General features: G+C 62.0%; 26 protein-coding genes. 13 read left to right on the top strand and 13 right to left on the bottom strand.

Annotated elements, in window-relative coordinates; translation table 11 throughout:
- Positions 1–15: 15 nt before the first annotated feature.
- Positions 16–1944: an ABC transporter ATP-binding protein gene (locus AC2YI2_RS05550; RefSeq protein WP_487385444.1), complete on the bottom strand. Its 1929-nt coding sequence runs from the start codon at positions 1942–1944 to the stop codon at positions 16–18.
- Between the two features lie 358 nt (positions 1945–2302).
- On the opposite strand from AC2YI2_RS05550, the gene AC2YI2_RS05545 reads away from it, so the two are divergent.
- A complete protein-coding gene (locus AC2YI2_RS05545) occupies positions 2303–2761 on the top strand; it encodes a tRNA (cytidine(34)-2'-O)-methyltransferase (RefSeq protein ID WP_487385443.1) in 459 nt (152 codons plus the stop codon).
- A 2-nt stretch (positions 2762–2763) separates the two neighbouring features.
- On the opposite strand, the gene AC2YI2_RS05540 is transcribed toward AC2YI2_RS05545, so the two are convergent.
- Positions 2764–4731 carry a putative bifunctional diguanylate cyclase/phosphodiesterase gene (locus AC2YI2_RS05540; RefSeq protein ID WP_487385442.1) on the bottom strand — a complete coding sequence of 656 codons (1968 nt, stop codon included), beginning with the start codon at positions 4729–4731 and terminating at the stop codon, positions 2764–2766.
- Between the two features lie 297 nt (positions 4732–5028).
- On the opposite strand from AC2YI2_RS05540, the gene hemF reads away from it, so the two are divergent.
- On the top strand, positions 5029–5940 hold the full coding sequence (hemF, locus tag AC2YI2_RS05535) for an oxygen-dependent coproporphyrinogen oxidase (protein WP_487385441.1): 912 nt from the start codon (positions 5029–5031) through the stop codon (positions 5938–5940).
- A gap of 127 nt (positions 5941–6067) precedes the next feature.
- Entirely contained in the window at positions 6068–6265 is a 198-nt protein-coding gene (locus tag AC2YI2_RS05530) for a hypothetical protein (protein ID WP_487385440.1), read from the top strand.
- Positions 6266–6452: 187 nt separating this feature from the next.
- Here AC2YI2_RS05530 and AC2YI2_RS05525 read toward each other — a convergent pair whose 3' ends face one another.
- From AC2YI2_RS05525 to AC2YI2_RS05515, 3 genes are read right to left on the bottom strand one after another with little or no spacing between them, the layout of a single operon-like run.
- A complete protein-coding gene (locus AC2YI2_RS05525; RefSeq protein WP_487385439.1) occupies positions 6453–7694 on the bottom strand; it encodes a CCA tRNA nucleotidyltransferase in 1242 nt (413 codons plus the stop codon).
- Complete coding sequence (locus AC2YI2_RS05520; protein ID WP_487385438.1) at positions 7691–8308, bottom strand: CoA pyrophosphatase; 618 nt, start codon at positions 8306–8308, stop codon at positions 7691–7693. Before AC2YI2_RS05520 ends, AC2YI2_RS05525 begins: the two co-directional genes overlap by 4 nt.
- Complete coding sequence (locus AC2YI2_RS05515) at positions 8305–8925, bottom strand: DUF1285 domain-containing protein (RefSeq protein WP_487385437.1); 621 nt, start codon at positions 8923–8925, stop codon at positions 8305–8307. The genes AC2YI2_RS05520 and AC2YI2_RS05515 overlap by 4 nt, the downstream gene beginning before the upstream one ends.
- Positions 8926–9073: 148 nt before the next feature.
- On the opposite strand from AC2YI2_RS05515, the gene AC2YI2_RS05510 reads away from it, so the two are divergent.
- The 4 genes from AC2YI2_RS05510 to AC2YI2_RS05495 are packed head-to-tail and all read left to right on the top strand — an operon-like array spanning position 9074 to position 15891.
- The gene (locus tag AC2YI2_RS05510; RefSeq protein WP_487385436.1) at positions 9074–10087 is read left to right on the top strand and encodes an AAA family ATPase; all 1014 of its coding nucleotides are present in this window, start codon (positions 9074–9076) and stop codon (positions 10085–10087) included.
- Between the two features lie 18 nt (positions 10088–10105).
- Complete coding sequence (locus AC2YI2_RS05505; RefSeq protein ID WP_487385435.1) at positions 10106–11023, top strand: DUF58 domain-containing protein; 918 nt, start codon at positions 10106–10108, stop codon at positions 11021–11023.
- Positions 11023–13806 carry a DUF4159 domain-containing protein gene (locus AC2YI2_RS05500; RefSeq protein ID WP_487385434.1) on the top strand — a complete coding sequence of 928 codons (2784 nt, stop codon included), beginning with the start codon at positions 11023–11025 and terminating at the stop codon, positions 13804–13806. Before AC2YI2_RS05505 ends, AC2YI2_RS05500 begins: the two co-directional genes overlap by 1 nt.
- 15 nt (positions 13807–13821) lie before the next feature.
- Positions 13822–15891 carry a hypothetical protein gene (locus AC2YI2_RS05495; RefSeq protein WP_487385433.1) on the top strand — a complete coding sequence of 690 codons (2070 nt, stop codon included), beginning with the start codon at positions 13822–13824 and terminating at the stop codon, positions 15889–15891.
- A gap of 2 nt (positions 15892–15893) precedes the next feature.
- Here AC2YI2_RS05495 and AC2YI2_RS05490 read toward each other — a convergent pair whose 3' ends face one another.
- From AC2YI2_RS05490 to AC2YI2_RS05480, 3 genes are read right to left on the bottom strand one after another with little or no spacing between them, the layout of a single operon-like run.
- Positions 15894–16232: a type II toxin-antitoxin system HicB family antitoxin gene (locus tag AC2YI2_RS05490; RefSeq protein WP_487385432.1), complete on the bottom strand. Its 339-nt coding sequence runs from the start codon at positions 16230–16232 to the stop codon at positions 15894–15896.
- Complete coding sequence (locus tag AC2YI2_RS05485) at positions 16229–16498, bottom strand: type II toxin-antitoxin system HicA family toxin (RefSeq protein ID WP_487385431.1); 270 nt, start codon at positions 16496–16498, stop codon at positions 16229–16231. The genes AC2YI2_RS05490 and AC2YI2_RS05485 overlap by 4 nt, the downstream gene beginning before the upstream one ends.
- On the bottom strand, positions 16455–17024 hold the full coding sequence (locus AC2YI2_RS05480) for a GNAT family N-acetyltransferase (RefSeq protein ID WP_487385430.1): 570 nt from the start codon (positions 17022–17024) through the stop codon (positions 16455–16457). Before AC2YI2_RS05480 ends, AC2YI2_RS05485 begins: the two co-directional genes overlap by 44 nt.
- A 250-nt stretch (positions 17025–17274) precedes the next feature.
- On the opposite strand from AC2YI2_RS05480, the gene AC2YI2_RS05475 reads away from it, so the two are divergent.
- Together AC2YI2_RS05475 and AC2YI2_RS05470 are read left to right on the top strand one after the other, a co-directional pair.
- Positions 17275–18231, top strand: coding sequence for a glutathione S-transferase family protein (locus AC2YI2_RS05475; RefSeq protein ID WP_487385429.1), 957 nt, complete (start codon positions 17275–17277; stop codon positions 18229–18231).
- A gap of 30 nt (positions 18232–18261) precedes the next feature.
- A complete protein-coding gene (locus AC2YI2_RS05470; protein ID WP_487385857.1) occupies positions 18262–19161 on the top strand; it encodes a homocysteine S-methyltransferase family protein in 900 nt (299 codons plus the stop codon).
- On the opposite strand, the gene AC2YI2_RS05465 is transcribed toward AC2YI2_RS05470, so the two are convergent.
- On the bottom strand, positions 19162–19626 hold the full coding sequence (locus AC2YI2_RS05465; RefSeq protein WP_487385856.1) for an NUDIX domain-containing protein: 465 nt from the start codon (positions 19624–19626) through the stop codon (positions 19162–19164).
- Positions 19627–19690: 64 nt separating this feature from the next.
- On the opposite strand from AC2YI2_RS05465, the gene AC2YI2_RS05460 reads away from it, so the two are divergent.
- A complete protein-coding gene (locus AC2YI2_RS05460) occupies positions 19691–20599 on the top strand; it encodes a metallophosphoesterase family protein (RefSeq protein ID WP_487385855.1) in 909 nt (302 codons plus the stop codon).
- Between the two features lie 2 nt (positions 20600–20601).
- Here AC2YI2_RS05460 and AC2YI2_RS05455 read toward each other — a convergent pair whose 3' ends face one another.
- Genes AC2YI2_RS05455 through AC2YI2_RS05440 form a run of 4 tightly spaced genes read right to left on the bottom strand, consistent with a single transcriptional unit; the run spans position 20602 to position 24252 of the window.
- Positions 20602–21738, bottom strand: coding sequence for an ABC transporter permease (locus AC2YI2_RS05455; protein ID WP_487385428.1), 1137 nt, complete (start codon positions 21736–21738; stop codon positions 20602–20604).
- Complete coding sequence (locus AC2YI2_RS05450) at positions 21735–22655, bottom strand: ABC transporter ATP-binding protein (protein WP_487385427.1); 921 nt, start codon at positions 22653–22655, stop codon at positions 21735–21737. The genes AC2YI2_RS05455 and AC2YI2_RS05450 overlap by 4 nt, the downstream gene beginning before the upstream one ends.
- Entirely contained in the window at positions 22652–23599 is a 948-nt protein-coding gene (locus tag AC2YI2_RS05445) for an HlyD family secretion protein (RefSeq protein WP_487385426.1), read from the bottom strand. Before AC2YI2_RS05445 ends, AC2YI2_RS05450 begins: the two co-directional genes overlap by 4 nt.
- Positions 23599–24252 (bottom strand): CerR family C-terminal domain-containing protein, encoded by a 654-nt coding sequence (locus tag AC2YI2_RS05440; RefSeq protein WP_487385425.1) that lies wholly within the window; start codon positions 24250–24252, stop codon positions 23599–23601. The genes AC2YI2_RS05445 and AC2YI2_RS05440 overlap by 1 nt, the downstream gene beginning before the upstream one ends.
- Positions 24253–24463: 211 nt before the next feature.
- Here AC2YI2_RS05440 and AC2YI2_RS05435 point away from each other — a divergent pair, with 211 nt between their 5' ends.
- The 3 genes from AC2YI2_RS05435 (at position 24464) to AC2YI2_RS05425 (ending at position 26672) form a co-directional block, all read left to right on the top strand.
- A complete protein-coding gene (locus tag AC2YI2_RS05435; protein WP_487385424.1) occupies positions 24464–24994 on the top strand; it encodes a hypothetical protein in 531 nt (176 codons plus the stop codon).
- 212 nt (positions 24995–25206) lie between these two features.
- A complete protein-coding gene (locus tag AC2YI2_RS05430) occupies positions 25207–25725 on the top strand; it encodes an RNA polymerase sigma factor (protein WP_487385423.1) in 519 nt (172 codons plus the stop codon).
- The gene (locus tag AC2YI2_RS05425; RefSeq protein ID WP_487385422.1) at positions 25722–26672 is read left to right on the top strand and encodes an anti-sigma factor family protein; all 951 of its coding nucleotides are present in this window, start codon (positions 25722–25724) and stop codon (positions 26670–26672) included. The genes AC2YI2_RS05430 and AC2YI2_RS05425 overlap by 4 nt, the downstream gene beginning before the upstream one ends.
- Positions 26673–26735: the final 63 nt, after the last annotated feature.

The following is a 26735-nucleotide window of genomic DNA, read 5'->3' as shown; positions in this document are numbered from 1 at the left end:
CCGGCGCCCCCATTCCTACTCCGCGGCTTCCGCCTCGTCTTCTTCATCATCCTCATCACGCCGCCGCCGCCTCATGCCGACCGGCTCACGTTCCTCGGCCTCCGCTTCGAGCGCATCAGCCGAAATGAAGCCGCCGGACTGGCGGGCCCACAGGTCGGCGTAGATTCCGCCGGCAGCCTCGAGTTCGCCATGCGTGCCCTCCTCGCAGATCGCACCCTTGTCGAGCACGATCAGGCGGTCCATTTCCGTCAGCGTCGAGAGGCGATGGGCGATGGCGATCACCGTCTTGCCTTCCATCAGCTTGAACAGATTTTCCTGAATCGCCGCCTCGACTTCGGAATCGAGCGCCGAGGTCGCTTCGTCGAGCACCAGGATCGGCGCGTCCTTCAAGAAGACGCGGGCGATGGCGACGCGCTGGCGCTGGCCGCCCGAGAGCTTCACGCCGCGTTCGCCAACCTGGGCATCGAGGCCCTTGCGACCATTGGGGTCGACAAGCGTCTCGATGAATTCCCAGGCATTGGCACGCTTGGCGGCGGCAATCACCTCGGCATCCGTAGCGTCCGGCTTGCCATAGGCAATGTTGTCGCGCACCGAGCGATGTAGCAGCGACGTATCCTGCGTGACCACGCCGATCTGGGCACGCAGGCTGTCCTGCGCCACCTTGGAAATGTCCTGCCCATCGATGCGGATCTGGCCCGATTCGAGGTCGTAGAACCGGAGCAGCACATTCATCAGCGTCGTCTTGCCGGCACCGGAGCGGCCGACAACGCCGACCTTTTCGCCAGGTGCGATACTGAGTGAAATGCTGTCGATCACGCTCTTGCCGGTCTTGCCATAGTGGAACCCGACGCGGTCGAACTCGATACCGCCCGTCTTCGCCTCAAGCGGCTTGGCATCTGCGGCATCGCGGATGTCCTGCTTCTTCGACAGCATTGCCATGCCGTCATAGACAGTGCCGATATTCTCGAACAGCGCCGACACTTCCCACATGATCCATTGCGACATGCCGTTGATCCGGAGCGAGAGTGCGATCGCGATGGCGATCGCTCCTGTCGAGATCGTGCCAGCCGTCCAGAACCAGATCGACAGAGTGGTGATCAGGAAGGAGAGAACGGCGTTGTTGGCGTAGACGAAGGCATGGAACGTCGTCACCATCCGCATCTGCATGTGGACAGTGTTCAGAAACGCATCCATGCCCTCCCGCGCATAGCTTTCTTCGCGCCCGGCATGGGAGAAGAGCTTTACGGTGGCGATGTTGGTATAGCTGTCGACCACGCGACCAGTCATCATCGACCGCGTGTCCGCCTGCAACTGAGACGTCCGGCGCATGCGCGGGATGAAGTACCAGAGCAGCGAAGAATAGACGGCGACCCAAAAAGCCAGCGGCATCATCAGCCGCCAGTCGGCAACACCGACGACGACGAACATGCTGATGAAGTAGCTCAGCACATAGACGAAGACGTCGAGGATCTTCATCGCCACTTCGCGTACGGCGAGCGACGTCTGCATCACCTTGGTGGCGACGCGGCCGGCAAACTCGTTGGCGAAGAAGTTCATGCTCTGCCTGAGCAGATAGCGATGCATCTGCCAGCGGCCGATCATCGGATAGTTGCCGAGCAGCACCTGGTGGATGATCGTCGATTGGGCCATGACCAGCAGCGGCAGGCCGACGAGCGTGAAGATGCCCATAGCCCACAGCGTGCTTGCCTCATCCCGCAAAAAGGTCTCGGGATTGGCCTTCGACAGCCAGTCGACAATGCGACCGAGGAAGTTGAACAGCATCACTTCGCCGACACCGATGGCCGCCGTCAGCACGGTCATCAACGCGAGCCAGCCGACGACCGGCCGCGAATAGTGCCATATGAACGGAAAGAGCCTTTCCGGCGGGCGCGTGGGCTCCTCGGAAGGATAAGGATTCACGCGAGATTCGAACCAGGCGTACATGCGAAACTCTCCGGGGGCGGAGCCGGCGCAAGGGGCGGCTCGTCGAGAAGAAACCGGGGATACCAGATGGGTGAAGCCAAACGGCGTCAGTATCGACCGGTGAACTAAAAGGAAGGGGCGAAAGATCCGTGGAATGTCAGAATGCGCGTGGCATCATCCAGCGGAGAAGGCGTGATACTGTCAGAATATGCATCGTTTGCCCTCCCGTTCCTTCGCGTTTGAGATGGCCTTGGATAGACCGGTTTTCAATCTTTCGCCAGTGCCGATCTTGAACAAGATCAAAATATGGGCATGTGAGTTCGGCAATGTTGCCGATCGGGCACATCAGCACCGTCCAACTTACTGAGCCAAGTTCAACATGCCCCTGCTCTCAATCGCCCTCTACCAGCCCGACATTGCCGGCAATACCGGGACCATTATGCGGCTAGCCGCCTGCCTCGGGCTGACGGTCGAGGTGATCGAGCCTGCAGGTTTCGACATGTCGGATCGCAATCTGCGCCGTGCCGGCATGGACTATCTGTCCGCTGTGACGCTGCGACGGCATCTCGACTGGAGTCATTTCGAGGCCTGGCGGCGTGAAAGTGGGCGGCGGCTTATCCTGGGCTCCACCAAGGCAGCAGAGATCTACACGGATTTCACCTACCGACCGGACGACATCCTGCTCTTTGGCCGGGAGAGCGCCGGCGTGCCGGATCAGGTCCATGAAATCGCGGATGGCCGTGTACTGATCCCCATGCAACCGGGCCAGAGGTCCATCAATATCGCGATGTCGGCGGCAATGATCGCCGGAGAGGCCCTAAGGCAGACAGGATTTTAGGCTCAGGCGGACTTCGCCTTGCCGCCTTCGCAATTGCCGAGATAGCCGATGAAGTCATCCATCGGCAGCGGCTTCGACCAGTAGTAGCCCTGACCGGAATCGACACCGAAGAGGGAGAGCATCGAGGCCGCGCGCTGGGTCTCGACACCTTCCGCCACGATCTTGAGGCCGAGCGCCTTGGCCATGCGAACGATGGCTTCCACCAGAGCCAGGTCCTGGGCGCTGTCGAACATCGCAAAGACGAAGGACTGGTCGATCTTGAGCGTGGTCACGTCGAACTTGCCGAGATTGCCGAGGTTGGAATAGCCCTTGCCGAAGTCGTCGACCGAGAAGGACACGCCCTGAGCCGACAGACGGCTGATCTGGCCCTTGATGTCGTATTCGTCTTCGAGGAGCAGCGACTCGGTGAGTTCGAGTTCCAGCGATTCCGGCGAGATGCCGCTCTCGGCCAGCGCATCCATGACGATGCTTTCCAGCGTGCCGCGCTTGAACTGGATCGCCGAGATGTTGACCGCGATCACGAAGTCCTTGTGACCGAGCGACTGCATGTGCTTGCACTGCATGCAGGCTTGCTGAATGACCCAGGCGCCGATCTCGATGATCATGCCGGTATCTTCTGCCACGGGGATGAAGATATCAGGACGAACCGGCGGCTGCCCTTCCTCCGGGAACCAGCGCAACAGGGCTTCGGCGCCGCGCACGCGGCCGCTTTCTAAGTCGATCTTCGGCTGCAGATAGAGCCTGAACTGCTCCTTTTCGAGCGCGCTGCGCAATTGCGCCGCAATCGAGGCGGAGGCCAGAACCTGGCTGTTCATTGTCTCGTCGAACAGCTTGAATGTATTGGGCGCGACGCTCTTGGCACGATACATCGCGATATCGGCTTCGCGGCGCAGATGTTCGAAGGTTACCGATCCATCGGCGCGAATGGCGCCGCCGAGCGAGCAGGTCAGCATGATAACGTGGCCACCAGCCTCGAGCGGTGCCGAGACGCGCTTCTGCACCCGATCGGCCAAAGCCGCAAGATCCTCGGGCGTGATCGCCTCCGTGCTCATCAATCCGAACACATCTCCGCCAACACGGAACAGGAAGGCATCGTCTGCGACGTCGGCGAGACGCGTGGAAATCATCTTCAGCACATTGTCGCCGAAGACATGGCCGAGCGAGTCGTTGACGGCCTTGAAATTGTCGAGGCCGACCATCAGCACGCTGGCCCGGGGGCCATGGCGGCCGGAGATCTCGTCGCGGTACTTCTTTTCGGCCATGAACAGGTTCGGCAGGCCGGTCAGCGTGTCGTGGTTGGCGAGGCGGAAGATCTCGTCTTCCGAAGCCTTGGCCTTGCGGTATTCCTTGTTGTAGCGCGCAAGAAGCTGGCGCATGTCATAGGCGAGGATGAAGACGGTCACGGCCGTCACCGAATAGAGCATCGTCGCATCGCCGACATTCGACCAGTCAAAGGCGAAGTGGGAGTAGTCGACCCAGCCGAACTCATTGGCGAGGCCGAGCGCAATGGTGTTGAGGATCACCGCCACATACATGATGAGGAAGTGCCGCGGCGTGGCAAGGATGGCGGCGAAGACGAGCGAAATCGAATTGCCGAGGATGATCTGGTCGCGCAGGCCGTCGCCGGCCCAGGTTATGTAGCTCACCGCTCCGAAGATCGTCCAGAGGAAGATGAACTGTGCGGCCGACGGACGGTCGGTGTCGTAATAGCGGCGCGCGAGAAACAGCACGCAGAACACGGCGCCTGCGGCAAGGCTCAGCCACAGCCCGCGATCGAAAATGAGATTGTTGATGATCGACATGACGATCAGCGCATTGATCGCCAGGATCATCTGTTTGACGCGGCGGGCATTGTAGGACGCCAGCGCCTGGATCACGTCGATCTTGTCCGAGGTGGAGAGCAGCAGGTCATCAGCCGACGTCGAGCGCCCGGCATCGCCGGTTCCCGAGTCCTGTCTGCGTCTCGCCAACAACTCAAACAACATCAATACGCCCAATCTAGGCCGTCATCCGTCGGTCGCGGAGGACTACGCCCTCTATTTCAAAATCTGCCATCCGAGCTGCGGCAGCAAAGTGCGTGGTCTGCCATGCATGCGTGCAGTTCGCGGCTCATACCCGGTCTAGTCCGGATGTTTTAGTAAACTTTTAACACGCAAGGCTAAATCCGACCTCTTCGGCTCGGATTGAAGACATGGTTGATTTTCCCTTTCGCTCGAACGGCCCGCTTGCTACATGCGCGGTGATGAATGCCTGACATGATGGACGAAATGGAAAGACCGAACCTACCCAAGGGCCTGCCCTCCGATATCGAAGACAAGAAGGAGCGCGCCCGCCAATGGTTCGAGAGCCTGCGCGACGCCATCTGCAGCGAGTTCGAGACGTTGGAAGACCAGCTCACCGGCCCCCTTTCGAACTATCCGGCTGGCCGCTTCCGCAGCAAGCAATGGCTGCGCGAGGACGGCCATGGCGGCGGCGGTACCATGTCGATGCTGGAGGGCCGCGTCTTCGAGAAGGCGGCAGTCCATACCTCGACGGTCTATGGCGAATTCTCCCCGGAGTTCCGCCAGCAGATCCCCGGCGCAGCCGAAGATCCGCGCTTCTGGGCGTCGGGAATTTCGCTGATCGCTCACCCCGTCAATCCGCATGTGCCGACCGTGCATATGAACACCCGTATGGTGGTCACCTCCTCGCACTGGTTCGGCGGCGGCGCGGATCTGACACCGATGCTGAACGCACGACGGACGCAGCAGGATTCCGACACCGTCCTGTTTCACAAGGCGATGGAGATTGCCTGCTCGCGCCATCCCGTCGCAGACTATCCCCGCTACAAGGCGTGGTGCGACGAGTACTTCTTCCTCAAGCATCGCAACGAGTCCCGCGGTGTCGGCGGCATTTTCTATGACTGGCAGCACTCGCCCGACGACCAGGGTGGCTGGGAGGCCGATTTCGCCTTCACCCGTGATGTCGGACGCGCCTTTGCGCTGGTCTATCCCAAGATCGTCCGCGCCAATTTCGACAAGCCCTGGACCGAGGACGAGCGCGACGAGCAGCTCATCCGCCGCGGCCGCTATGTCGAGTTCAACCTGCTCTATGATCGCGGCACGACCTTCGGGCTGAAGACCGGCGGCAATGTCGAGTCGATCCTGTCGTCGTTGCCTCCGGTAGTGCGCTGGCCCTGATTGACGAAGCGCAAGCGATAAACCGCATTACCGCACAAACCACTGAATCTTACGGCATTTTAATGTCCTTCTAATTCAACTCATGCTATGATTCGCTTCAGTTCTTGAGAGACTGGAGGAGTTGATCATGGAACATTGGAATGACATGCACACCCCAAAATCCGCCGAAGACAAGGCTCGCGACCCTGCGACGCTGAGCTTCATCGAGCGCATTTCCTGGTTCGAACGGGAGCGCCCGATCGAGGCCGACAATGATAACGCGCAGGACAGCGAAGACTCTGCCTGCTTCCAGAGCTGGGCCCTGCCCGATTATCTGCAGAAGTGAGATCACGAGAGTCGGCATAGGCGAGGAGGCCTGTGCCGAAGCTCTGGTGGACCGGTATGCATTGCCGTTTGACGGCGGCAATCAGCCGGGCAAATTGCATTCGCGTTCCTGAGGGTCCGACACTGCGATCACTGCTGCATCGCTGTAGCGGAAGCCAGAGTCTATACAGCGGAACCCGCTGGGGCGATTAATGCTTGAGCCCCTTCAGGAGTTCGTCCCTGCCCAGCTTGAACTGCGATGCGATCCAGCGCTCTTCGAGCGCCGCAAGCTTTTCTCCGATTTCCGGCCCTGCGCTGAAGCCCGCGGCGATCAGATCCGCGCCCTTCACAGGCATGGCCGGCTTCTGCCACTTGATGCTCCGATCGAGCAAGGTCGACAGCCGCCCGACTTTTGCCAGCGTCTCGGCATCCTCGTCCCCACCGGCCGAAGCCTTTGCCAGCGCCATCTTCAGGCGCCCGATCGCGCCACTGTTGCCGTGGCGATAGAGAAGCAGGTCGAGTTGCGCACCGGACATGTCGTCGCTGATCGGCGGGAATTCGGCATAGTCCGTGAGCGCTGCGCGTTCGGCGGTCGACAGCTTGAGTCGGGCCGCCATCGCTTCGATGCGTTCGACATCGGTGGGGATGATCGCCGAAAGCCTGAGCATAGGGTCCGGTTTCCAGCCGAAGCGACCTTCGGCTTCGATCAGCCCGGGCGTGAAATCAATGCCCCACTTCTCGGTCTCCGGTAGCACGACGGTCAGCACGCCGGCAGTACGCATCCAGAGCAGCGCCCGGAACGGATCCTTGGCCGAGAGCAACTTCTTCATCTCGGCCCAGATGCGCTCGGCCGACAGGGTCTTGATCTTGGCCTTGGCGGTCGCGCTCGCCTTGATGCCCTCGGCATCGGGCCGGCCGCGACCGTAATGTGCGAAGAAGCGGAAGAAGCGAAGAATGCGGAGATGGTCCTCGGCGATGCGCTCGGAGGCATTGCCGATGAAGCGGATATTCTGCTTGCCGATATCCTCGACCCCGCCGACATAGTCATGTACGAGGCCATTCTTGTCGGCATAGAGCGCGTTGATCGTGAGGTCGCGGCGCTCGGCATCGGCCCGCCAGTCATCGGTAAAGGCGACCTGGGCGTGACGACCGTCGGTCTCGACATCACGGCGAAGAGTGGTCACCTCATAAGGGTGTCCGTCGACGACCAGCGTTACCGTGCCGTGCTTGATGCCCGTCGGCACGCATTTGATGCCTGCCGCTTCCGCGCGCGCCTGCACCGCTTCAGGCAGCAGAGTTGTAGCGATGTCCATATCGGAGACCGGCAGTCCCATCAGGCTGTTGCGCACAGCGCCGCCGACGACCCGCGCCTCGCCATCGTGGTTCAGCAGGTCGAGCACGCGGATCAGGCCGGGCACCCTGAACCAATCCTGATCAGCGACCGAGGTCATTCATAAAGCCTTTCGTAAACCGAGCGGATGATGCCGGCGGTGATACCCCAGATGCGCCAGCCCTCATAGGGCATGACGTAAAAGCGCCGATGCGCGCCGCCGCGCTCCCAGACATCCTGCTCGTGGTTGAGTGGATCCATGAGGAAGGACAACGGCACCTTGAAGACGTGTTCCACCTCGTCCGGATTGGGATCGAGTATAAAGCCCGGGCGAATCGTCGCCAGTACCGGCGTGATGCGAAACCCGGAGAGGACGGGTATCTGCGGCATCGTGCCGATTACGTCGATGAAATGGCGCGCGAGCCCGATCTCTTCCTCCGCCTCGCGGATCGCTGCAAGCTCGGGGCCCTCGTCGCCGTCGATCTTGCCGCCCGGAAAGGCGATCTGGCCGGAATGTCTTCGCAGGCTGTCCTGTCGCTTGGTGAGGATGACATGCGCCTCGTCATCTTCGACCACGCCGACCAGCACCGCAGCATCACGAAGCTTTATGCCGTGAAGCGCTGTCTGCATGCCGGCATTGAGGCGATAATCGCCGAAGAGCGTGTAGTCGCCGGGCTCGGCGCCGAGATGGGCCTCTGCCCGCTGGCGAAAATCGGTAGCGGTGAACAGGCTCATTTCGACAGCGCTTCCAGTTCGTCCGACCGCATGACAGGGAACAGTATGCCGCCAGAGTGGACGGCAAACATCGAAACGCCCTCGATTTCCACGTGTACGCCGAGTTCGACCAGATCATACATGACCGGCCGCGAAACCAATGCTTCAAGATTGCCACGGACGTGAAGATAGGGCTTTAACTCATCGTTCTCGCCCTTGATTTCAAAGCGCAGGAGATGCTCCGGCCCCACCTCCACCACGTCGCCGACATTGGTACGGAAGGTCAATTTCTGCTCATCCCCTTCCCCGCTCACGGCCATCTCGACCGCGACGAAAGGCGCGTCCTGGACGCGGATACCGACCTTCTCCACAGGCGTGACCAGATAGGTCTTGCCATCGTCATCTTTCCTCAAGACCGTGGAGAACAGCCGAACGAGCGGCTGCCGGCCAATCGGCGTGCCCATATAGAACCATGTACCGTCGGAGCGGATCTCCATGTCGAGATCGCCGCAGAAGGGCGGATTCCAGCGCTCTACCGGCGGCAGGCCGCTTTTGGCATTGGTATCGCCGGCCGCACGCACGATCAGGGCCGCCAACTGGCCGGGATCGGTTTGGCCGCGAATTTCACTTTCTGCCATTGTTCTGTCCTCATCACCGTCAATATGGGTGACGGAATGTTGATTGGAAAGTCGCTTGCCAGCTGTCCGCACCCCTGTAAGTGTGAGGAATTGTTAATGCAAGCCGGCCTCCGATTCGTCCGGTGGTCCATTTATTCCGGAGGTACGCATGGGTGCAATGACACCGGCGGAAGGCACGATCGACGAGAAGGCCGTGGCCGCGGAAGCGGAGAAGGCTCTCGAAGACATCGCCCGCATCAAGGCCGAGACCGCAAAGGCCATCTTCGGCCAGGAAGCAGTGGTCGAACAGGCGCTGCTCGCCGTTCTGTCTGGTGGTCATGCGCTGCTCGTGGGCGTTCCCGGCCTTGCCAAGACCAAGCTCGTTGCGACACTCGCGACCGTGCTGGGTCTTTCCACCAGTCGCGTTCAGTTCACCCCCGACCTGATGCCCTCTGACATCCTCGGTTCGGAAGTGATGGACCAGGACGCCTCGGGCAAACGCAGCTTCCGCTTCGTCAAGGGGCCGGTCTTTACCGAACTGCTGATGGCCGACGAAATCAATCGCGCCAGCCCGCGCACGCAGTCGGCACTGTTGCAGGCCATGCAGGAATATCACGTCACCATTACCGGCCAGCCCTATGCCCTGCCGCAGCCTTTCCATGTGCTTGCGACGCAGAACCCGCTGGAACAGGAAGGCACCTATCCGCTTCCCGAGGCCCAGCTCGACCGATTCCTGCTCGAGATCGACGTCGAATATCCCGATCTCGATGCCGAGCGCCGCATCCTGCTCGAAACCACCGGTGTCCACGAATCTACCGTCGAGGGGGTGATCAATGCGACGCGGCTTAAGGAAATCCAGACACTGATCCGCCGCATGCCGGTGTCCGAAAGCGTGCTCGATGCGATCCTCAAACTCGTGCGTTCCGCCCGCCCCGGCAATGGCAATGAATTCGCCGACCAGAAGGTCGCCTGGGGTCCGGGCCCACGCGCCGGCCAGGCATTGATGCTCACCGCCCGCGCCCGCGCGCTTTATGAGGGCCGCTTCGCGCCGTCCGTCGACGACGTCATCGCACTTGCCGGCCCGGTTCTCCAGCACCGCATGGCGCTTACCTTCGCCGCGCGCGCCGATGGCGTCAGCATGAAGGAAGTGATCGCCAAACTCGTGGCTCCGCTCCGCGGATAACAGAAAGCAAAGGCGACCTTGGCACCAATCGGCCAGACCGTCCCACTGACAACGCCGAGCGCCGCCCTGTCCAGGGCGCGTGAGCGCGCGCGCCTGCTGCCGGATTGCCTGGTTGAAGCCAAGCGCATCGCCAATACCGTGATATCAGGCTGGCACGGCCGCAAGAAGAAAGGCATCGGCGAGAATTTCTGGCAGTTCCGGCCCTTCGTGGAGGGCGACAGCCTCTCTCGCATCGATTGGCGCCGTTCGGCACGCGACGACCACACCTATATCCGCGATCGCGAATGGGAAGCCGCGCATACGATCTGGCTTTGGGCCAGCCTGTCACCATCGATGATGTACAAGTCGTCGCTCGGCATGGTCTCCAAGGAAAGCCGGGCGCTGGTGCTGATGCTGGCAACGGCCGAGATCATGGCGCGATCGGGTGAGCGCATCGGGTGTCCCGGTGTCATGGAGCCGGTTTCCGCGCGCAATGCCGCCGAGCGCCTCGCCACCGCGCTGCTGCATGCTGACTTGTCATCGAACCTTCCGCCGACCGAGATGATCCGCGGTTCGAGCGATGTCGTGCTTTTCGGCGATTTCCTCGAACGGCCGCAAGACGTGATCGCGCGGCTGCAGCCGCTCTCGCGCCGCGGCCTTCGCGGCCATGTCGTCGAGGTCAGCGATCCCGCCGAAGAGACGTTCCCCTATGCCGGCCGGATCGAATTCTCGGATCCGGCGACGGGCCAGAAGTTCCTGTCCGGCCGTTCGGAACTGCTCCGCGACGAATACCGCCAGCTCTACTTCGCCCGACGCGATACCTTGCGTGACGACCTCAGGCATCTCGGCTGGAACTTCGTGTCGCACAACACGTCGCGCCCGGCCTCCGAAGCGCTGGTTGCGGTCCACATGTATCTCTCCGGCCAGCCCGGCCGTGCCGAGCACGGAGGGAATTGATGGGTAGCCTAGCCTTCGCCACCCCGATCATCCTGGCCGCCCTGATCGCGCTGCCGGCTATCTGGTGGCTGCTGAGATTGACGCCGCCGCGGCCGGAAAAGGAAGTCTTTCCGCCCTTCCGCATCCTGCTGGCACTCACCAAGCGCGAGGAGACACCGGCGACGACGCCCTGGTGGTTGCTGCTTCTGCGCCTTGTCATGGCCGCACTCGTCATCATCGCATTGGCCGGACCGTTGCTCAATCCGACCGCGCCCTCGCTCTCGGCCAACGGCCCGGTGGCCATTGTTTTTGATAATGGTTGGGCCTCCGCGCCGAGCTTCGATCGACGCCGCGCGACCGCCGAATCTCTGATCCAGGAAGCCGGCGACAAGGACCTGCCCGTGAGCCTCGTCTTCACAGCCGACGAGACGCATGACGCCACCTTCGGCACTGCCGCGCAGGCACTGAACCGCCTTGCTGCCGCCGTAGCGCGCCCCCTCCCCGCCGACCGCGCCGCGGTGATGGCGGCGATGAGCGGCGCTTTCACCGACATCAAGCCGGCAACCCTCGCCTTCATCACCGATGGCGTGTCGGCCGCAGACGACAAGCCCTTCCTTGACGGCCTGCCCTCGCTCGGCGCCTCCGAGATCCGTGTCTTCGGACTCGACGGCACTGACGCCGTGGCGCTTTCGAACGCAGCCAACACCTCCGACCGCATGAGCGTGACGGCGACCCGCATTGCATCGACCGCGGAACAACGGTTGATGGTCTCGGCCCGCGACCTGCAAGGCCACGTGCTCGCCAATGCCGACCTCGTCTTCCGGCCGGGCGACCCGACCGCAACCGCGATGCTCGACGCGCCTTTCGAACTGCGCAACGATTTCTCCCGGCTGACAATCGATGGTTACGAAACCGCCGGCGCCGTGCGCCTGCTCGACGACAGTTTCAAGCGCCGCAGCGTCGGCCTGATATCCGGCGAGATCGGCGACCGGAGCCAACCGCTGCTTTCCCCGCTCTATTACATCACCCGCGCGCTCTCGCCTTTCGCCAATCTTTCCGAGGCCGAGGGCAAGGACCTCGCGACCTCGATCCCCGCCATGACTGAATCTGCCCCATCGATGATCGTCATGGCTGACATCGGCCGCGTGCCGGGAGCAGGCGAGAAGGCTCTGGAAGCCTGGATCCGCAATGGCGGCACGCTGGTGCGCTTCGCGGGCCCACGCCTTGCCACCGCACCCGCCGACGACGCGCTGATCCCGGTCAGGCTCCGCGAAGGCGAACGCGCACTCGGCGGCTCGATGTCCTGGGCCTCGCCACAAGCACTCGACAATTATCCGGAGGCGAGCCCGTTCCATGGTCTCAGCACGCCCGAAGGCGTCTTGGTCAACCGCCAGGTGCTGGCCGAACCTTCGAGTGAACTGCAAGACATGACCTGGGCCAGCCTGCGCGACGGCACGCCGCTCGTGACCGCCAGGAAGCTCGGCAACGGCCGCATCGTGCTGTTCCATGTCAGCGCCGAATCGTCCTGGTCGAACCTACCGCTTTCAGGCGATTTCGTCGAAATGCTGCGGCGGATCGTGCAGCTTTCGTCGACGGCCGTGCAGGCGCGCACCGCCGCCGAAGGCAAAACCGTTCTGCCGCCCTATCGCATGCTGACCGCAAAGGGTACGCTGACCACGGAAAAAGGGCTCGCCAAGCCCCTGGAGGCCAACGCGGCCATGAAAGTCAGCTTCGCCAATCCACCCGGCCTCTACGGCACCGAAGACGGTTTTGCTGCGCTCAATCTGCTGAATGCGGACGAGAGGCTCGCGCCGCTCGTCCTGCCGGCCAATGTTCCGGTGGTCCGGGCAGCTTTTGTCGGCGACGACAGCCTGGCACTCAAGCCCTGGGTTTTCGGCGCGGCCGTGGTCCTTGCCCTCATCGACACGCTGGCGATGCTGCTGCTCGGCGGCGCCTTCGCCCGCCGTGTCGTCGCGACCGCGAGCATGTTGCTGATCGCCGCCGGCCTTGCGATGAGCCCGGCCGTCGAGGCGCGCGCCGACGACAGCCAGCCCGGCGACGAGACGCTGCTGGCACGGCTCGACAAGACCCATCTGGCCTATGTCATCACCGGCGAGGCCGAGGTCGACCGCATTTCCGAGCGCGGCCTCGCGGGTCTGACCGACTATCTCTACTACCGCACAACGCTCGAACCCGGCGACCCTGTCGGCGTCAACATCGCGAAGGACGAACTGTCGGTCTTCCCGATCCTCTACTGGCCGATAACAGCCACTGCGGCGATGCCGAGCGCGGAATCGATCAGTCGCATCGACGCCTATATGCGCGCCGGAGGCACCGTTCTTTTCGATACCCGCGACCAGTTCTCGGCCATCTCGGCGGCAAACGGCGTCAGCCCGAATACGGATCGGCTGCGCGCGATCCTCGCCTCGATCGACATTCCTCCGCTCGAATCCGTTCCCTCGGACCACGTCCTGACCAAGAGCTTCTACCTCCTGAAGGCTTATCCCGGCCGCTATGCGGGCAGTCCGCTCTGGGTCGAGGCATCGAACAGCAAGCCTGATCCCTCCCGGCCGGCTCGCGCTGGCGATGGCGTCACCCCGATCATGATCACGGGAAATGATTTCGCCGGCGCCTGGGCGATCGACGATATGGGAGCACCGCTGATGCCGCTCGTACCGCCCGACGAGAACCAGCGCGAAATGGCCTACCGCACCGGCGTCAACATCATGATGTATATGCTGACCGGCAACTACAAGGCCGACCAAGTGCATGTTCCTGCGCTGCTCGAACGGCTGGGCCAGTGAGTTGAGGGCCGAGATATGACCGTCTCTTTCGATCCGCTTCTGTCGCCATGGCTGATTGCCGTTATCGCGGTCGCCGCTGCGGCGCTCGCCGCGCTCGGTCTTTATCGTCTTCAGCGCGGCATGGTGCTGCGTACCGTCGCGCTTGCATTGCTGGTCGCCGCGCTCGTCAATCCCGTCATCATGAACGAGGAGCGCGAGCCGCTCTCGACCATCGTCGCCATCGCCGCCGACCGCAGCCAAAGCCAGGATGTCGGCGAACGCAAGACCCAGACGGATCAGGCGATTGCCCAACTCCAGACCGCGCTTGGGCGTTTTAAGAATATCGAGACGCGGGTCATCGATGCTGGTCGCGATACCGGCTCCGAAACGCCGTCGACCATGCTCTATTCGAACCTGGCTGCTGAGTTGGAAGATGTGCCCCCGAGCCGCATCGGCGCGGTCGTGGCCATCACCGACGGTCAGGTGCATGATGTGCCGCGCGACAATCGCCTGCCCGGCATCGACGCACCGGTCCATGCGCTGGTGACGGGCAAGGAAGGCGAATATGACCGCAGGGTGGAGATCGTCAAGGCGCCGCGCTTCGGGCTGATCGATCACGAACAGGAACTGACGCTGCGTGTGCTCGACGACGGCGCCAAGCGGCCCGAGCCCGCCGAGGTCACGATCCGCATCAACGGGGAGGTGACCAACCGCCTCGAAGTCACGCCGGGCGAAAACCGCATCGCCCGCTTCCGCCTGCCCCGCGCCGGCAACAATATCCTCGAACTCTCGGTCACAGAGGTGCCCGGCGAGGTGACTCCGGTCAACAATCGCATCGTCCAGAACATCGACGGCATCCGCGAAAATCTCCGCGTGCTCCTGGTGTCGGGCGAGCCGCATGCCGGCGAGCGCGCCTGGCGCAACCTGCTAAAGTCCGACACCTCGGTCGACCTCATCCACTTCACCATTCTGCGCCCGCCGGAGAAGCAGGACGGCACGCCGATCAACGAACTGTCGCTAATCGCCTTCCCGACCCGCGAGCTTTTCGTCGAGAAGATCAAGGATTTCGACCTGATCATCTTCGACCGCTACCAGCATCGCGGCGTGCTGCCGATCCTCTACTACGACAACATCGCCCAATATGTCCGTGAAGGCGGCGCGCTGCTGCTGGTCTCCGGACCGGAACATGCAGGCGCGGAATCGATCGCCTATACGCCACTCGCCTCCGTCCTGCCGGTCATGCCGACGGGCAGCATGAACGAGAAGGCCTTCTATCCCCGGCTCTCCGACATCGGCAAACGCCACCCAGTAACGCGTGGACTCAACGGCTCTGACATCGAGCCGCCGCATTGGGGCCGCTGGTTCCGCTCGGTCGGCGTCAATGTGCCCTCCGGCAACATCGTGATGGAAGCTGCCGACAAGTCGCCGCTGCTCATCCTCGACCGCACCGACCAGGGTCGCGTCGCCATGCTGCTCTCCGACCAGGGCTGGCTCTGGGCCCGCGGTTTCGAGGGCGGTGGCCCGCATGTCGACCTCTATCGCCGCATCGCGCACTGGCTGATGAAGGAACCGGCGCTGGAGGAAGAGGCGCTGACCGCCCGTGCGGTCGGCCGTGATATCGTCATCACCAGACAGACGCTCGGCAAGACCGTTCCCGCCACCACTGTCCGCGCCCCTGACGGCACCACGAGCGAGGCGAAGCTCGCCGAAACCGATCCTGGTCTCTTCACCGCAACGGTGAAGACCGCAATGACCGGACTCTACGAGGTGAGCAATGGCGAGTTCAAGACCCTCGTCCATGTCGGCGCGGTCGACGCGCCCGAATTCCGCGAGATGGTCTCGACCACCGAGAAGCTCGCCACGCTCGCCAGGGACAGCCGCGGCATCGTCCGACGCCTCGACCAGGGCGGCACGACCGCCGAGATCCCGCAGATCCTCACGGTCCGCGGCCAGGTCCGTGTCGACGATCCGGACCGGCTGATCGTGCGCATGACCGACGAGACGGAACTCAAGGGCGTGACGACGCTGCCTTTGTTTGGAGGGTTCCTGGGATTGGGGCTGCTGGCGCTGGCGATCGGAAGTACGTGGTGGCGTGAGGGGCGCTGAGATCAAGCCTGCTCCGTCGCCTGGCGGATGGCATCGGACACCCAGTCGTTGAGGCTTTTGCTTTCAGCCGCGGCCGCAGTCACGGCCGCTTCGTGTAGGCTGGGATCCAAGCGGACATTGAACTTTCCCGAAAAGGCCTTGAACGGCTCGATGTTTTTCTCGCGGCACATCTCCAGATAGACAGCGAGCGACTTCTTGGCTTCATCCATCAGTTCGGCGACGCTTGCAGCATAAAAGTCGGCGCCCCCCGAAAGGCCGAGAAACTCGCCCCTCAACAACTCGAGCTCAGGATCGAAGGTAACCAGCGCCTTGTGTCCATCGATTTCAATAATGTTCTTCATGGCTTGACTCCGTGACCTTCGAGCCACTTCCTGATACTTTCGACCGCGCCTTTATCCGTCGATGGTGATGGATGCGGCCGATGAAAGACGCGTACTTCGCCGAACATATAGACACCGACGCGAGAACCGGCACGTTCCGTGACCTCAGCACCCAAAGCAACGAACAAGCTCTCGATGTCCTGCCACCGGATCGTGCCGCTCACTGGCCGAGAGAAAATCGCCTCAAGCGTATTTCGGTGCTTTCTCTGCGAAGTCAATAGTACCATAATCCAGTACTACTATGGAAGACCCATCATCCCGCCACCGGATCTCACCGACGAGCCCATCATGCACGCCCTCAGCCATCGGCACCACCAGTATGCGCGAGGGATCGACGGGCGCCGGGAACTTCAGCGCGTTGTAGCGCACTTTCTGGAAGCCCAGCGGCATGTAATAGGGCGGGTCGCCGACGAGGATCACACCTTCTGAACCCTTCCGCCGTGCAGCCTCCACCGCGATCCGCACCAACTCGCGGCCAATGCCCATATTCTTGTGGGAGGGCCGGACGGCGAGCGGGCCGAGCAAGTGGCCCTTGACAGTGCCGGCGAGAACCGGGGTCATCCGCACCGAGGCGATGGTCTCGCCGAGATCGGCGCAGACGAAGGAGAGCGCGAAGTCGTGCGACCCCTGTTCCCGTATGCGCGCAGCAGCGCGTGCAAACCGGCCGGGGCCAAAGGCTTCTTCGTTGATCAGTTCGATGGCATCGTGATGGGAGGCGTCTTCGGTCAGGTAGACGAAGTCATGCTTTTTCATGATAGGCAGTCCAGTGTACGACAATGTGCGATGAGACCGGCGCGCCTTGGGCACGCTGGCGGTTTAGAACGTCATCGCGGTCGTCGCAGCTGGGTCATTCTGCCTATTTATCCTGACAATGTGGAAGTGGCCGATAGCAGGAAATTTTCGTCCCGCCAAGGGCCAAAACAGTCCGTTCAACGTTTGGCCTCTCGAAAAGTAAGTCGTAACGGGCCAAGTTCGGTTCAAGTGAACATTTGGAGCAATGAAGATGGGCCTGCTAGTCGAAGGTGAGTGGAAGGACGTTTGGTATGACACCAAGCCATCGAAGGGGCAGTTCGTGCGGGCGCAGTCGAGCTTCCGCAGCTATGTGACTGCGGATGGCAGCCCGGGTCCGACCGGCGCCGGCAGCTTCAAAGCCGAAAGCGGCCGCTATCACCTCTATGTGTCTTATGCCTGCCCCTGGGCACATCGCACGCTGATCTTCCGCAAGCTCAAGGGGCTCGAAGGGCATATCTCGGTCTCGATCGTGCATTATCGGATGCTGGAAAACGGCTGGGAATTCCATGCCGAGGAAGGCGCGACCGAAGATCACCTCTTCGGCTCGGATGCGCTCTGGCAGGTCTACACAAAGGCCGATCCGCACTATTCCGGGCGTGTGACGGTGCCGGTGCTTTGGGACAAGAACACGGGGACGATCGTCAACAACGAATCGTCCGAGATCATCCGCATGTTCAATTCGGCCTTCGACGGCATTACCGGCAATACGCTCGACCTCTATCCCGAGGACCTGCGCGGCGAAATCGACGCGCTCAATGCCCGCGTCTACGACACCGTCAACAATGGCGTCTACAAATGCGGCTTCGCAACCACGCAGGAGGCCTATGAAGAAAATTTCGTCAAGCTCTTCGCCATGCTGGACGAACTGGACGCCCGGCTGGAGGGCAAGAAATACCTGTTCGGCGACCGGCTGACCGAGGCCGATGTCAGGCTCTTCACGACGATCGTCCGGTTCGACCCCGTCTATGTCGGGCACTTCAAATGCAATCTGCGGCGGATCGCCGACTACCCGAACCTCTATCGCTTCCTCAAGACGCTCTACAATCTTCCCGGCGTGACCGAGACGGTGAACTTCACCCATATCAAGAACCACTATTACCAGAGCCACCTTACGATCAATCCGACCGGCATCGTGCCAGCCGGCCCGGTGATTGATCTCGCCCTCTGAAGCCGCTAGACCCTCCGGAAAATGGAGGCTCTGATGACAGTGACAATTCTGGACGGCGGCATGGGCCGTGAACTTGAACGCTCGGGCGCGCCCTTCCGCCAGCCGGAATGGTCTGCCTTGGCGCTCATCGAGTCGCCCGCCTATGTCGGCCAGGCACATGCCGCCTTCGCCAGGCATGGCGCCGAGGTGATCACCACGAATTCCTACGCGGTCGTCCCCTTCCATATCGGGCAGGAGCGGTTCCACGCCGAGGGACTGATGCTCGCAGACCTCGCCGGCAAGCTGGCACGCCAGACGGCGGACGAGTTCGGCATCAAGGTCGCCGGTTCGCTGCCGCCGGTGCTCGGTTCCTACCGGCCGGATCTGTTCAAGGCCGAGGAAGCGCGGCCGATCCTCGAAGTGCTGATCGAGGGGCTGTCGCCCTATGTCGATGTCTGGCTGGCGGAGACGCAAAGCTCTCTCGCCGAAGTGACGCTGGTGAAAGAATTGCTGGGCGATGATCCGCGCCCGCTCTGGCTTTCCTTCACGCTCGATGACCATGATTCCAAGGCCGTCCTGTCGGGTACCGCCAAGCCTGTATTGCGCTCGGGCGAATCGATCGCCGATGCCGCCCGACACGCCGTTGCGCTCGGCGCAGCAGCCCTGCTCTTCAATTGCAGCCAGCCGGAAGTGATGGAAGCTGCCGTCCGCGAGGCACGCTCGGTACTCGGCGATGCGCCACTTTCGATCGGCGTCTACGCCAATGCCTTCGCGTCGGAAGCCGACGATGCCGCCGCCAATGAAACACTGCACGGCATCCGCGCCGATCTCACGCCACCGCTCTATCTCGGCTGGGCACAGCGCTGGGTCGATGCCGGCGCCACAATGGTCGGCGGTTGCTGCGGCATCTCGCCGGAACATATCGGCGAGCTGGCCAGGGCGCTGAAGTAGTCACCAGAGGTCGTCGCGATCCGTCTCACCCGATAGCTCGGCGAGGCGCCGGCGCGTGGCCGACGTCGTGCCCTCGGGCAGGGCATCGAGCGCGAAGAAGCCGGATTCGACGATCTCGTGGTCCCGAAGCCGCGGCGCAGTCTGCTCGACTTCGCAACGGTAGAAGACGACATGGTCGCGCTTCGAGGTCCGCCTGTTGTAATAGACATGGACCAATGTCGGTGGCGCTGTCAGTTGCAGGTTGCCCTCCTCGCGCAATTCCTTGGCCAGCGCCTGCCGCACCGTCTCGTGCCGCTCGACGCCACCGCCGGGCATGTGCCAGCCGGGAATGTAGGAGTGGCGCACGAGAAAAATCCGCCCGTCCTTGTCGAAACAGGCAGCGCGCACGCCGACCGTCATGCCCTTGATGAAGAAATAGACGAAATGGGCGACCCGCGTCATGACGCGGTAACGGAACGCACTCATTTCCGGCGGCGTTAGATCCTGCATGCCACTTGCCCCTTCACGCCCCGACACCTACAACGAACCGATGTTCACATTGGCGCATATTTCGGATGTTCATCTCGGTCCCCTACCAGACCTGACTTTCCTCGAACTGCTCTCGAAACGCATTACCGGCTATGTGAACTGGCGCCGCAACCGCGGCAAAGAGCTCTTCGGCGACACGCTGGAGCGGTTGCTGGAAGAGATCGTCAAGGCCCGGCCGTCGCATCTCGCCATCACCGGCGACCTCGTCAACCTCGCCGCCGACATCGAAATGGATGCGGCGGCGCAGTGGTTGCACGCCTTCCACCGACCGCATGACGTTTCCGTGGTACCGGGCAATCATGACGCTTATGTGCCGGGTGCCCTCGACGATGCGGTGAAGCTGTGGAAGCCCTGGATGAGCGGCGATGCCCCGCGCGACGACGGCCATGTATTCCCTTACCTCCGGGTGCGGGACAATGTGGCGCTGATCGGCATCTCGACCGCCACCGCCACGCCGCCCTTCATGGCCTCGGGCTTCTTCGGGCCGAACCAGGCACGCCGTTTCGAGCGGCTGCTCAAGGAGACCGGCGAGCGCGGGCTTTTTCGCGTGGTCATGATCCATCATCCGCCGATCCGCGGCGCGACCGCCAATTACAAGCGCATGATCGGTATCCGCCGCTTTCATGCCGCGCTCCATATGGACGGCGCAGAGCTCGTGCTGCATGGCCATACCCATCTCAACACGACCTACTGGCTGGAGGGCAAGGGCAAGACCGGCCACGTTCCCGTCGTCGGCATCGCCGCCGGCAGCCAGAGCTATGGCGGCCGGAAGCCGCCTGCGGCATACAATCTCTTCCATATCGGCGGTGAGCCTGGGAATTGGACGCTCCGAAAGGAGCGCTTCAGCCTCACCCCCGATAACACGACCTTCGCGAAAGAGAACGAGGAGGTCCTTCGCACCGGGCAGTAGCGTCAATCAAGCGTACGCCGGAAGCGAAGCAGAGCGAGCCCCGCGTAGGCGAGTATGAAGACGCAGAGCATGGCGACCTCAAAGGACACTGTCGGCCAGTCGGCACCCTTGAGCATGATCGCACGGATCACACGCAGAAAATGGGTGAGCGGAAAGATCTCGCCGAGCCATTGCGCCCATACCGGCATACCGCGGAACGGGAACATGAAGCCCGACAACAGAATCGACGGCAGGAAGAAAAAGAACGTCAGCTGCATCGCCTGCATCTGCGTCCGCGCCACCGACGAGATCGTGTAGCCGAGCAGGACGAGCGACAGGACGAACACCAGAACCGCACCGAGCAAAAGCGGCAGCGCACCCATGAAAGGCACGCCGAAGATCAGCTTGGCGGCAATCAGCACGACGCTCACCTGCACGGCGCCGACGGCAAGATAGGGCAGGATCTTGCCCAGCATGATCTCGAACGGGCTGACCGGCATGGCGAGCAGGTTTTCCATCGTGCCGCGCTCGGTCTCGCGCGTCAGCGCCATCGAGGTCATCATCACCATGGTCATCTGCAGGATGACGCCGAGCAGGCCGGGCACGATATTGTATTGCGAGATGCCCTCGGGATTGTAGCGGCGATGGACGACCACTTCGAGCGCCTGTGCCTCAGCCGCCGACGACTGGATCTCCGTGCCCTGCTCGCGTTGCAACGCCTGCGCCGCCACGGTCGAGAGTGTCGAGATCGCGCCACTAGCGACGGAAGGATCGGTCGCATCCGCCTCGATCAGGAGCTGCGGATGATCACCGCGGTCGACACGGCGGGCGAAGTCGGAGGGGATGGTGACGACGAAGGAGACGTCACCGCGCTGGATCATCGCTTCCGCTTCCTCGGCGCTGACGCCCACCGCAACGAAGCGGTAGTAGCCGGTAAGCTCCAGAGCCGAGACCATCGCCCGGACATAGTGGTCCGTGGACGAGGTCACCAGCGCCGCGGGCAGGCTCTTCGGATCGCTGTTGATGGCGAAACCGAAAAGCAGCAGCTGCATTAGGGGCACGCCAAGCATCATGGCGAAGGTTAGCCGGTCGCGCCGCATCTGGATCATTTCCTTGATCAGCAGTGCGCGCAGCCGTGAAAAGGAGAAGAACCGGCTCATGCCATATTGTCCTTCGACCCGGCCATGAACTGGATGAAGACATCTTCGAGACTGGTTTTGCCTTCCCGGATACTGATGCCCTCCCGCTGCCTGACATCCATGAGGGTTGCCTCCAGCGCCGCCTTATCCTTGCCGACAACATGGAGCGAAGTGCCGAAGGCAGCGACCTGATCGACACCCGGTCGGCCTGCGAGCTCATCGGCAAGTCCGCTCAAATCCTCGCCTTCTATGAGGTGGGTGGTGAGCCCGGCCCGGGCGATGACATCGGGCACCGTGCCGCTCGCCAGCAGCTTGCCGTAGGAAATGTAGTGGATCGAATGGCAGCGCTCGGCCTCGTCCATGTAATGGGTTGAAACCAACACGGTCAGCCCACGCGCCGCGAGCCGGTGGATCTCATCCCAGAATTCGCGCCGGGCCTTGGGATCCACGCCGGCTGTTGGCTCGTCGAGCAGCAGGAGCTTCGGCTGGTGCATGATGCAGGCGGCAAGCGCGAGCCGCTGCTTCCAGCCACCCGACAGGCTGCCGGCGAGTTGGCTGCGGCGAGAGGCGAGGCCGAGATCTTCCAGCGTCTCCATAACTTTTGCGCGCGCCGGCTTGAGGCGGTAGAGCCGCGCCACGAACATCAGGTTCTCCTCGATCGAGAGGTCCTCGTAGAAGGAGAACTTCTGGGTCATGTAGCCGACCTCTCGCTTGATCGCGAGTGCCTGGCGCCGGAGGTCGAAACCAAGCACGTTGCCGCTGCCGGCATCCGCCGTCAGCAGCCCGCACATCAAGCGGATCGTAGTCGTCTTGCCAGACCCGTTCGGGCCCAGGAAGCCGGCGATCTCTCCTGATTTCACCGTCATCGAGACGCGGTCGACGACCACCTTGTCGCCATAGCGCTTGACCAGACCCTCGACCTCGATCGCGTTGGTCAAGGTCTTTTACCCAGCACGGCGTCGACGACCAGACCGGGTTTCAAAGCCTCGCTCTCTCCATCGGGCCGGGCTTCGATCAGGTAGACGAGCTTCTGGCGGTTTTCGAGCGAGTAGATCACCGGCGGCGTGAATTCCGGGCCGCTGGAAATATAGCTGATGGTGGCGGACAGATCCTTAGGGCACCCGTCGCAGCGGATGTTTACCGAGGTTCCGAGCGAAAGCTGCGAGATGTGGGATTCGCCGATATAGAGCCGCACTTTGACCGCCCCGTCGGGCAGGATGGAGAGCACCGGCTGCGATGGACCAGCGATCTCTCCCTGCCGGCGTACGACATCTTCGACCACGCCATCGACGGCAACCTTGAGCGCCTTCTGCTCCAGCCGCCATCGGGCGTCGGCAAGCTGCTCTTCGGCCTGCTTGACCTGGGCGCTCGCCGCATCGATCTCTTTTGGCCGTGCCGGCAGCCGCGCCACGGCCAGGTTGGCGCGCATCTGGTTCACCAGCGCCTCGGCCTGCTGGAACGCGGTCGAGGCCCGGTCGAGATCAGCCTTGGCGTTGACGCCGCGGCGGGCAAGTTCCGCCTCGCGGTCGAACACGCGCTTGGCTTCGGCCGCCTGTGCCGCGGCCGACTGGACAGTTGCATCGATCGCCGCAATCTCCTCGGGCCGCTTGCCTTCCTTGAGGTTTTCGAGCTGGGCTCTCGCCTGTTCGAGCGCCGCCTCCGCCTGCCGGAGCGCGATCTCTGCGTCCGAGGCCTCCATGCGGACCAGCACTTCGTTTTTCGCGATCCTGTCGCCGCGCTTCTTGAGCAGGGCGTCGATCCGCCCGGTCTCGACCGGTGCCAGCAACACATACTCTCCCTCGACATAGCCTGTGGCGAGTGGCGCCGGTGCGCAGCCGCCGAGAAGGCCGGCCAGCAGCGGTATGGTGCAGACGAAATCCATCAGCCGCTCCCCCGGTAAGCAAGAACGATCGCGCGAGTATTCTTGACCAGTCCCGTGACGATATGTTCGGCCTCGCGCTCGCCAAGTTCGTCCCATTCGAGCCGCCGCATGATGAGCGGCTGGCCGACACGGAAGTGGAAAACCTGTCCGATAAAGGAGAAGACCGCGATCTTGACCTCATGCGAACATGGATCGCGACCAGTGGCGATGCCAAACAGCTCGCAGAAACGCTTGTGCATCGGCTTCATCCAGACTGAATAGAAGAGCTCGGACACCTCACCCTTCGCCAGCATCTCCCGCAGGATGAAATTGACGAAGGACTGGCTGCCCTCGCTCACCATCCAGAAATTGGTGAACACCCCCATCATCTGCTCGATTCGTTCGAGCGCCTGGTCGGGCGTGAGCGGCGGCAGCGGCCGCAGGAATGCAGGCCCGACAGTGGCCGCAATGTTGGAAATGACATGTTCGGCGCAGGCGAGCCTCAGCCCCGGCTTGCCGCCGAAATGATAGGCGATCGAGCCGATATTGGCGGCCGCGAGATCGGCGATGTCGCGTGTCGAAACCGCGTCATAGCCGCGCTCCGCGAACAGTCGGATCGCCGACTCGATCAAGGTGATGCGCGTGATTTCTGCGCCAGAAAGGGGCTTGTCCATGATCCGTCTCCCGGACGCAATTTAGTCGATTGATTAACTCCAGACAAGACAGTGCTCAAGACACCGCTGGGCCACAAATTATTGCCACACTTGGCACAATATGCCGTAAAAAGTGAATTGCGCTTTGACCGCTTCCATACGACGCTTCGTATAACCCCAAGGCCAAATGCCGAAGGTAACGACCAAGCTCAAAGAACAAGGAACCCCGCCTATGACCTTGACGATGAAGAACACGCTCCTGGCTCTCGCAGCCACCGCCTCCCTCGCCTTCGCTGGCTCCGCCTTCGCAGCGGGTGGCGACAGCGACGCCTCGCAGCCCAAGTGCAAGGACGGACAGACCTACGACGAAGCATCGAAGAAGTGCGTCGATAAGACCGGCCAGCTCAACGACGACACGATCTATAACGCCGCCCGTGAATACGCTTATGCTGGCAAGTATGACGATGCGCTGAAGATGCTCAAGCGCGCCAAGAACCAGAACGACACGCGCATCCTGACCTATTACGGCTTCACCAACCGCAAGCTCGGCAATGTCGACGTCGCGTTCGACTACTACAACCGCGCCATATCAGCCGACGCCAACAACCTGCTCGCCCGATCCTATATGGGCCAGGGTCTTGTCCAGCAGGGCAAGCTCGAAGAGGCGCGTGCCCAGCTTGTCGAGATCCGCGATCGCGGCGGCAAGGATACCTATGCTTACGATGCGCTTTACCAGGCGCTGAAGAGCGGCAGCACCTATTAAGACCACATGGTTGCACTCTCCCGCAAGCTGTGGGAAAAGCACAACAAGAGACGAGTGGACGCGAGCTTTCGCGTCCATTTTCTTTTAAGCCCTTGCGATCACGGGCCGAAATGTTTCATACCATGGCCGTCTGGCAACGACCGGTCGGGGAACGAATTTTCGGCCCTCATTGAATAAAAGCGTCACAAACAACGTCGTTATGTGTGAAGGTCATGGATAGTCCAGTTAAGGCAGCTCAAATCAGCCGAGAGTTGGTGACTCTGCTGCCAAAGCTGAGACGTTTTGCCATGACCCTCACGCGGAATGCATCGGATGCAGATGATCTGGTGCAGGAAGCATGCGAACGGGCCATCACCAGGAGCCACCTTTGGAACGGGGAAGGACGCCTGGAAAGCTGGATCTACGCCATGACGAGGAATTTGTGGGTTGACGAAATAAGGAAGCGGAAAGTGCGTACCGGTGGCGGTACGGTGGATGCGACGGAGCAAGACGAACTGATCGTCGAAGCAACGGCAGAAAAAGCCATTTATGCCACCCAACTGCACAAGATGATCCTGTCAATGCCGGAGGGTCTTTCCTCCGTATTTCTCCTCGTCAATGTCGAGGGCCACTCCTACAGAGAGGCTGCCGACATTCTTGGCATTCCTATTGGCACCGTTATGAGCAGGCTTTCGACCGCGAGACTGAGGTTGGCCGCCATGATCAACGGCACACAGGAAGCGAGGGCATGATTATGGAGAATTTCAAGGAACTTCCGCTGGAAGTCAGGCTGTCCGCCTATATGGACGGCCAGGTGGAGGCCGAGGACGCCCGTGAGCTCGAAGCGCTGATCGCTTCGGACGACGAGGCCCGGGTCATCTATGAACAGCTCAAGGCCGGATCCGAGTTCGGCAATCAGTTTTTCGAAGGCATGCTCAACGAGCCCGTGCCGCTGGATCTCGTCCGCTCGATAAAGGCGGCCGATGCCAAGCCCGTGCCGGTGCGCCAGGCTGCAAACAGCAACATCGCGTCGTTCATGCGCTTCATCCCGCAGGCGATCGCTGCTTCGATCATGCTGCTCTTCGCAGGCGGTTATGCCGGTTACTACGTTGCCGAGAACCGCATCCCGGGCGGCGACATGCCGGAACTCGTCTCCGAGACATCCAACCTCGAAGCAGCGGCCGGCGCCAAGACGCGCGGCCTCGGCGATCTGACCTTCGACGCCCTGCCGGCGCCGGCCACCGAAAGCGAAAGCGCGGTGAAGCCGGTCGCGACCCGCGAGATCGGCAAGATCGACGTCACGCTGATGGAAGTCGCCGACGCCCACAAGGTGTATGTCGCCGACAAGATCCATGCGGACGAAGTGTCGGCTGTGCGCGAAAGCGAACTCGTCGGCTATCTTGAAGCTATCACCTCGGTGACGTTCAAGGTTCCGGATCTCTCAGCCGAAGGCTTCAAGCTGCGCGGCGGCAAGCTCGTCGAGATCGTCGGCCAGCCGAGCGGCGCGCTCTTCTATGACGGTGCCGATGGCAAGTCGGTCGCAGTCTACTTCATGAAGAACGAAAATATCTCGGGCTCGACCGAGAAGAACGGCTACACCATCGTCGGTGGCCAGAAGGACGCGACAAGCTATTTCGTTGCCGCCGACAATGCCGAACTCGCCAAGAAGCTGGAAGCGACCGTCAGCGCGTCGTTCTAAGCGACCTCGCCTATCAGTGACACCAAGCCGGGCCCCACGCCCGGCTTTTGCGTTTGTGGTTCG

The sequence above is a fragment of the Rhizobium sp. SRI_017 genome (assembly GCF_057586295.1).
The sequence above is the reverse complement of the archived record's forward strand: the minus strand, read 5'-3'. Positions and strand labels throughout refer to the sequence as shown.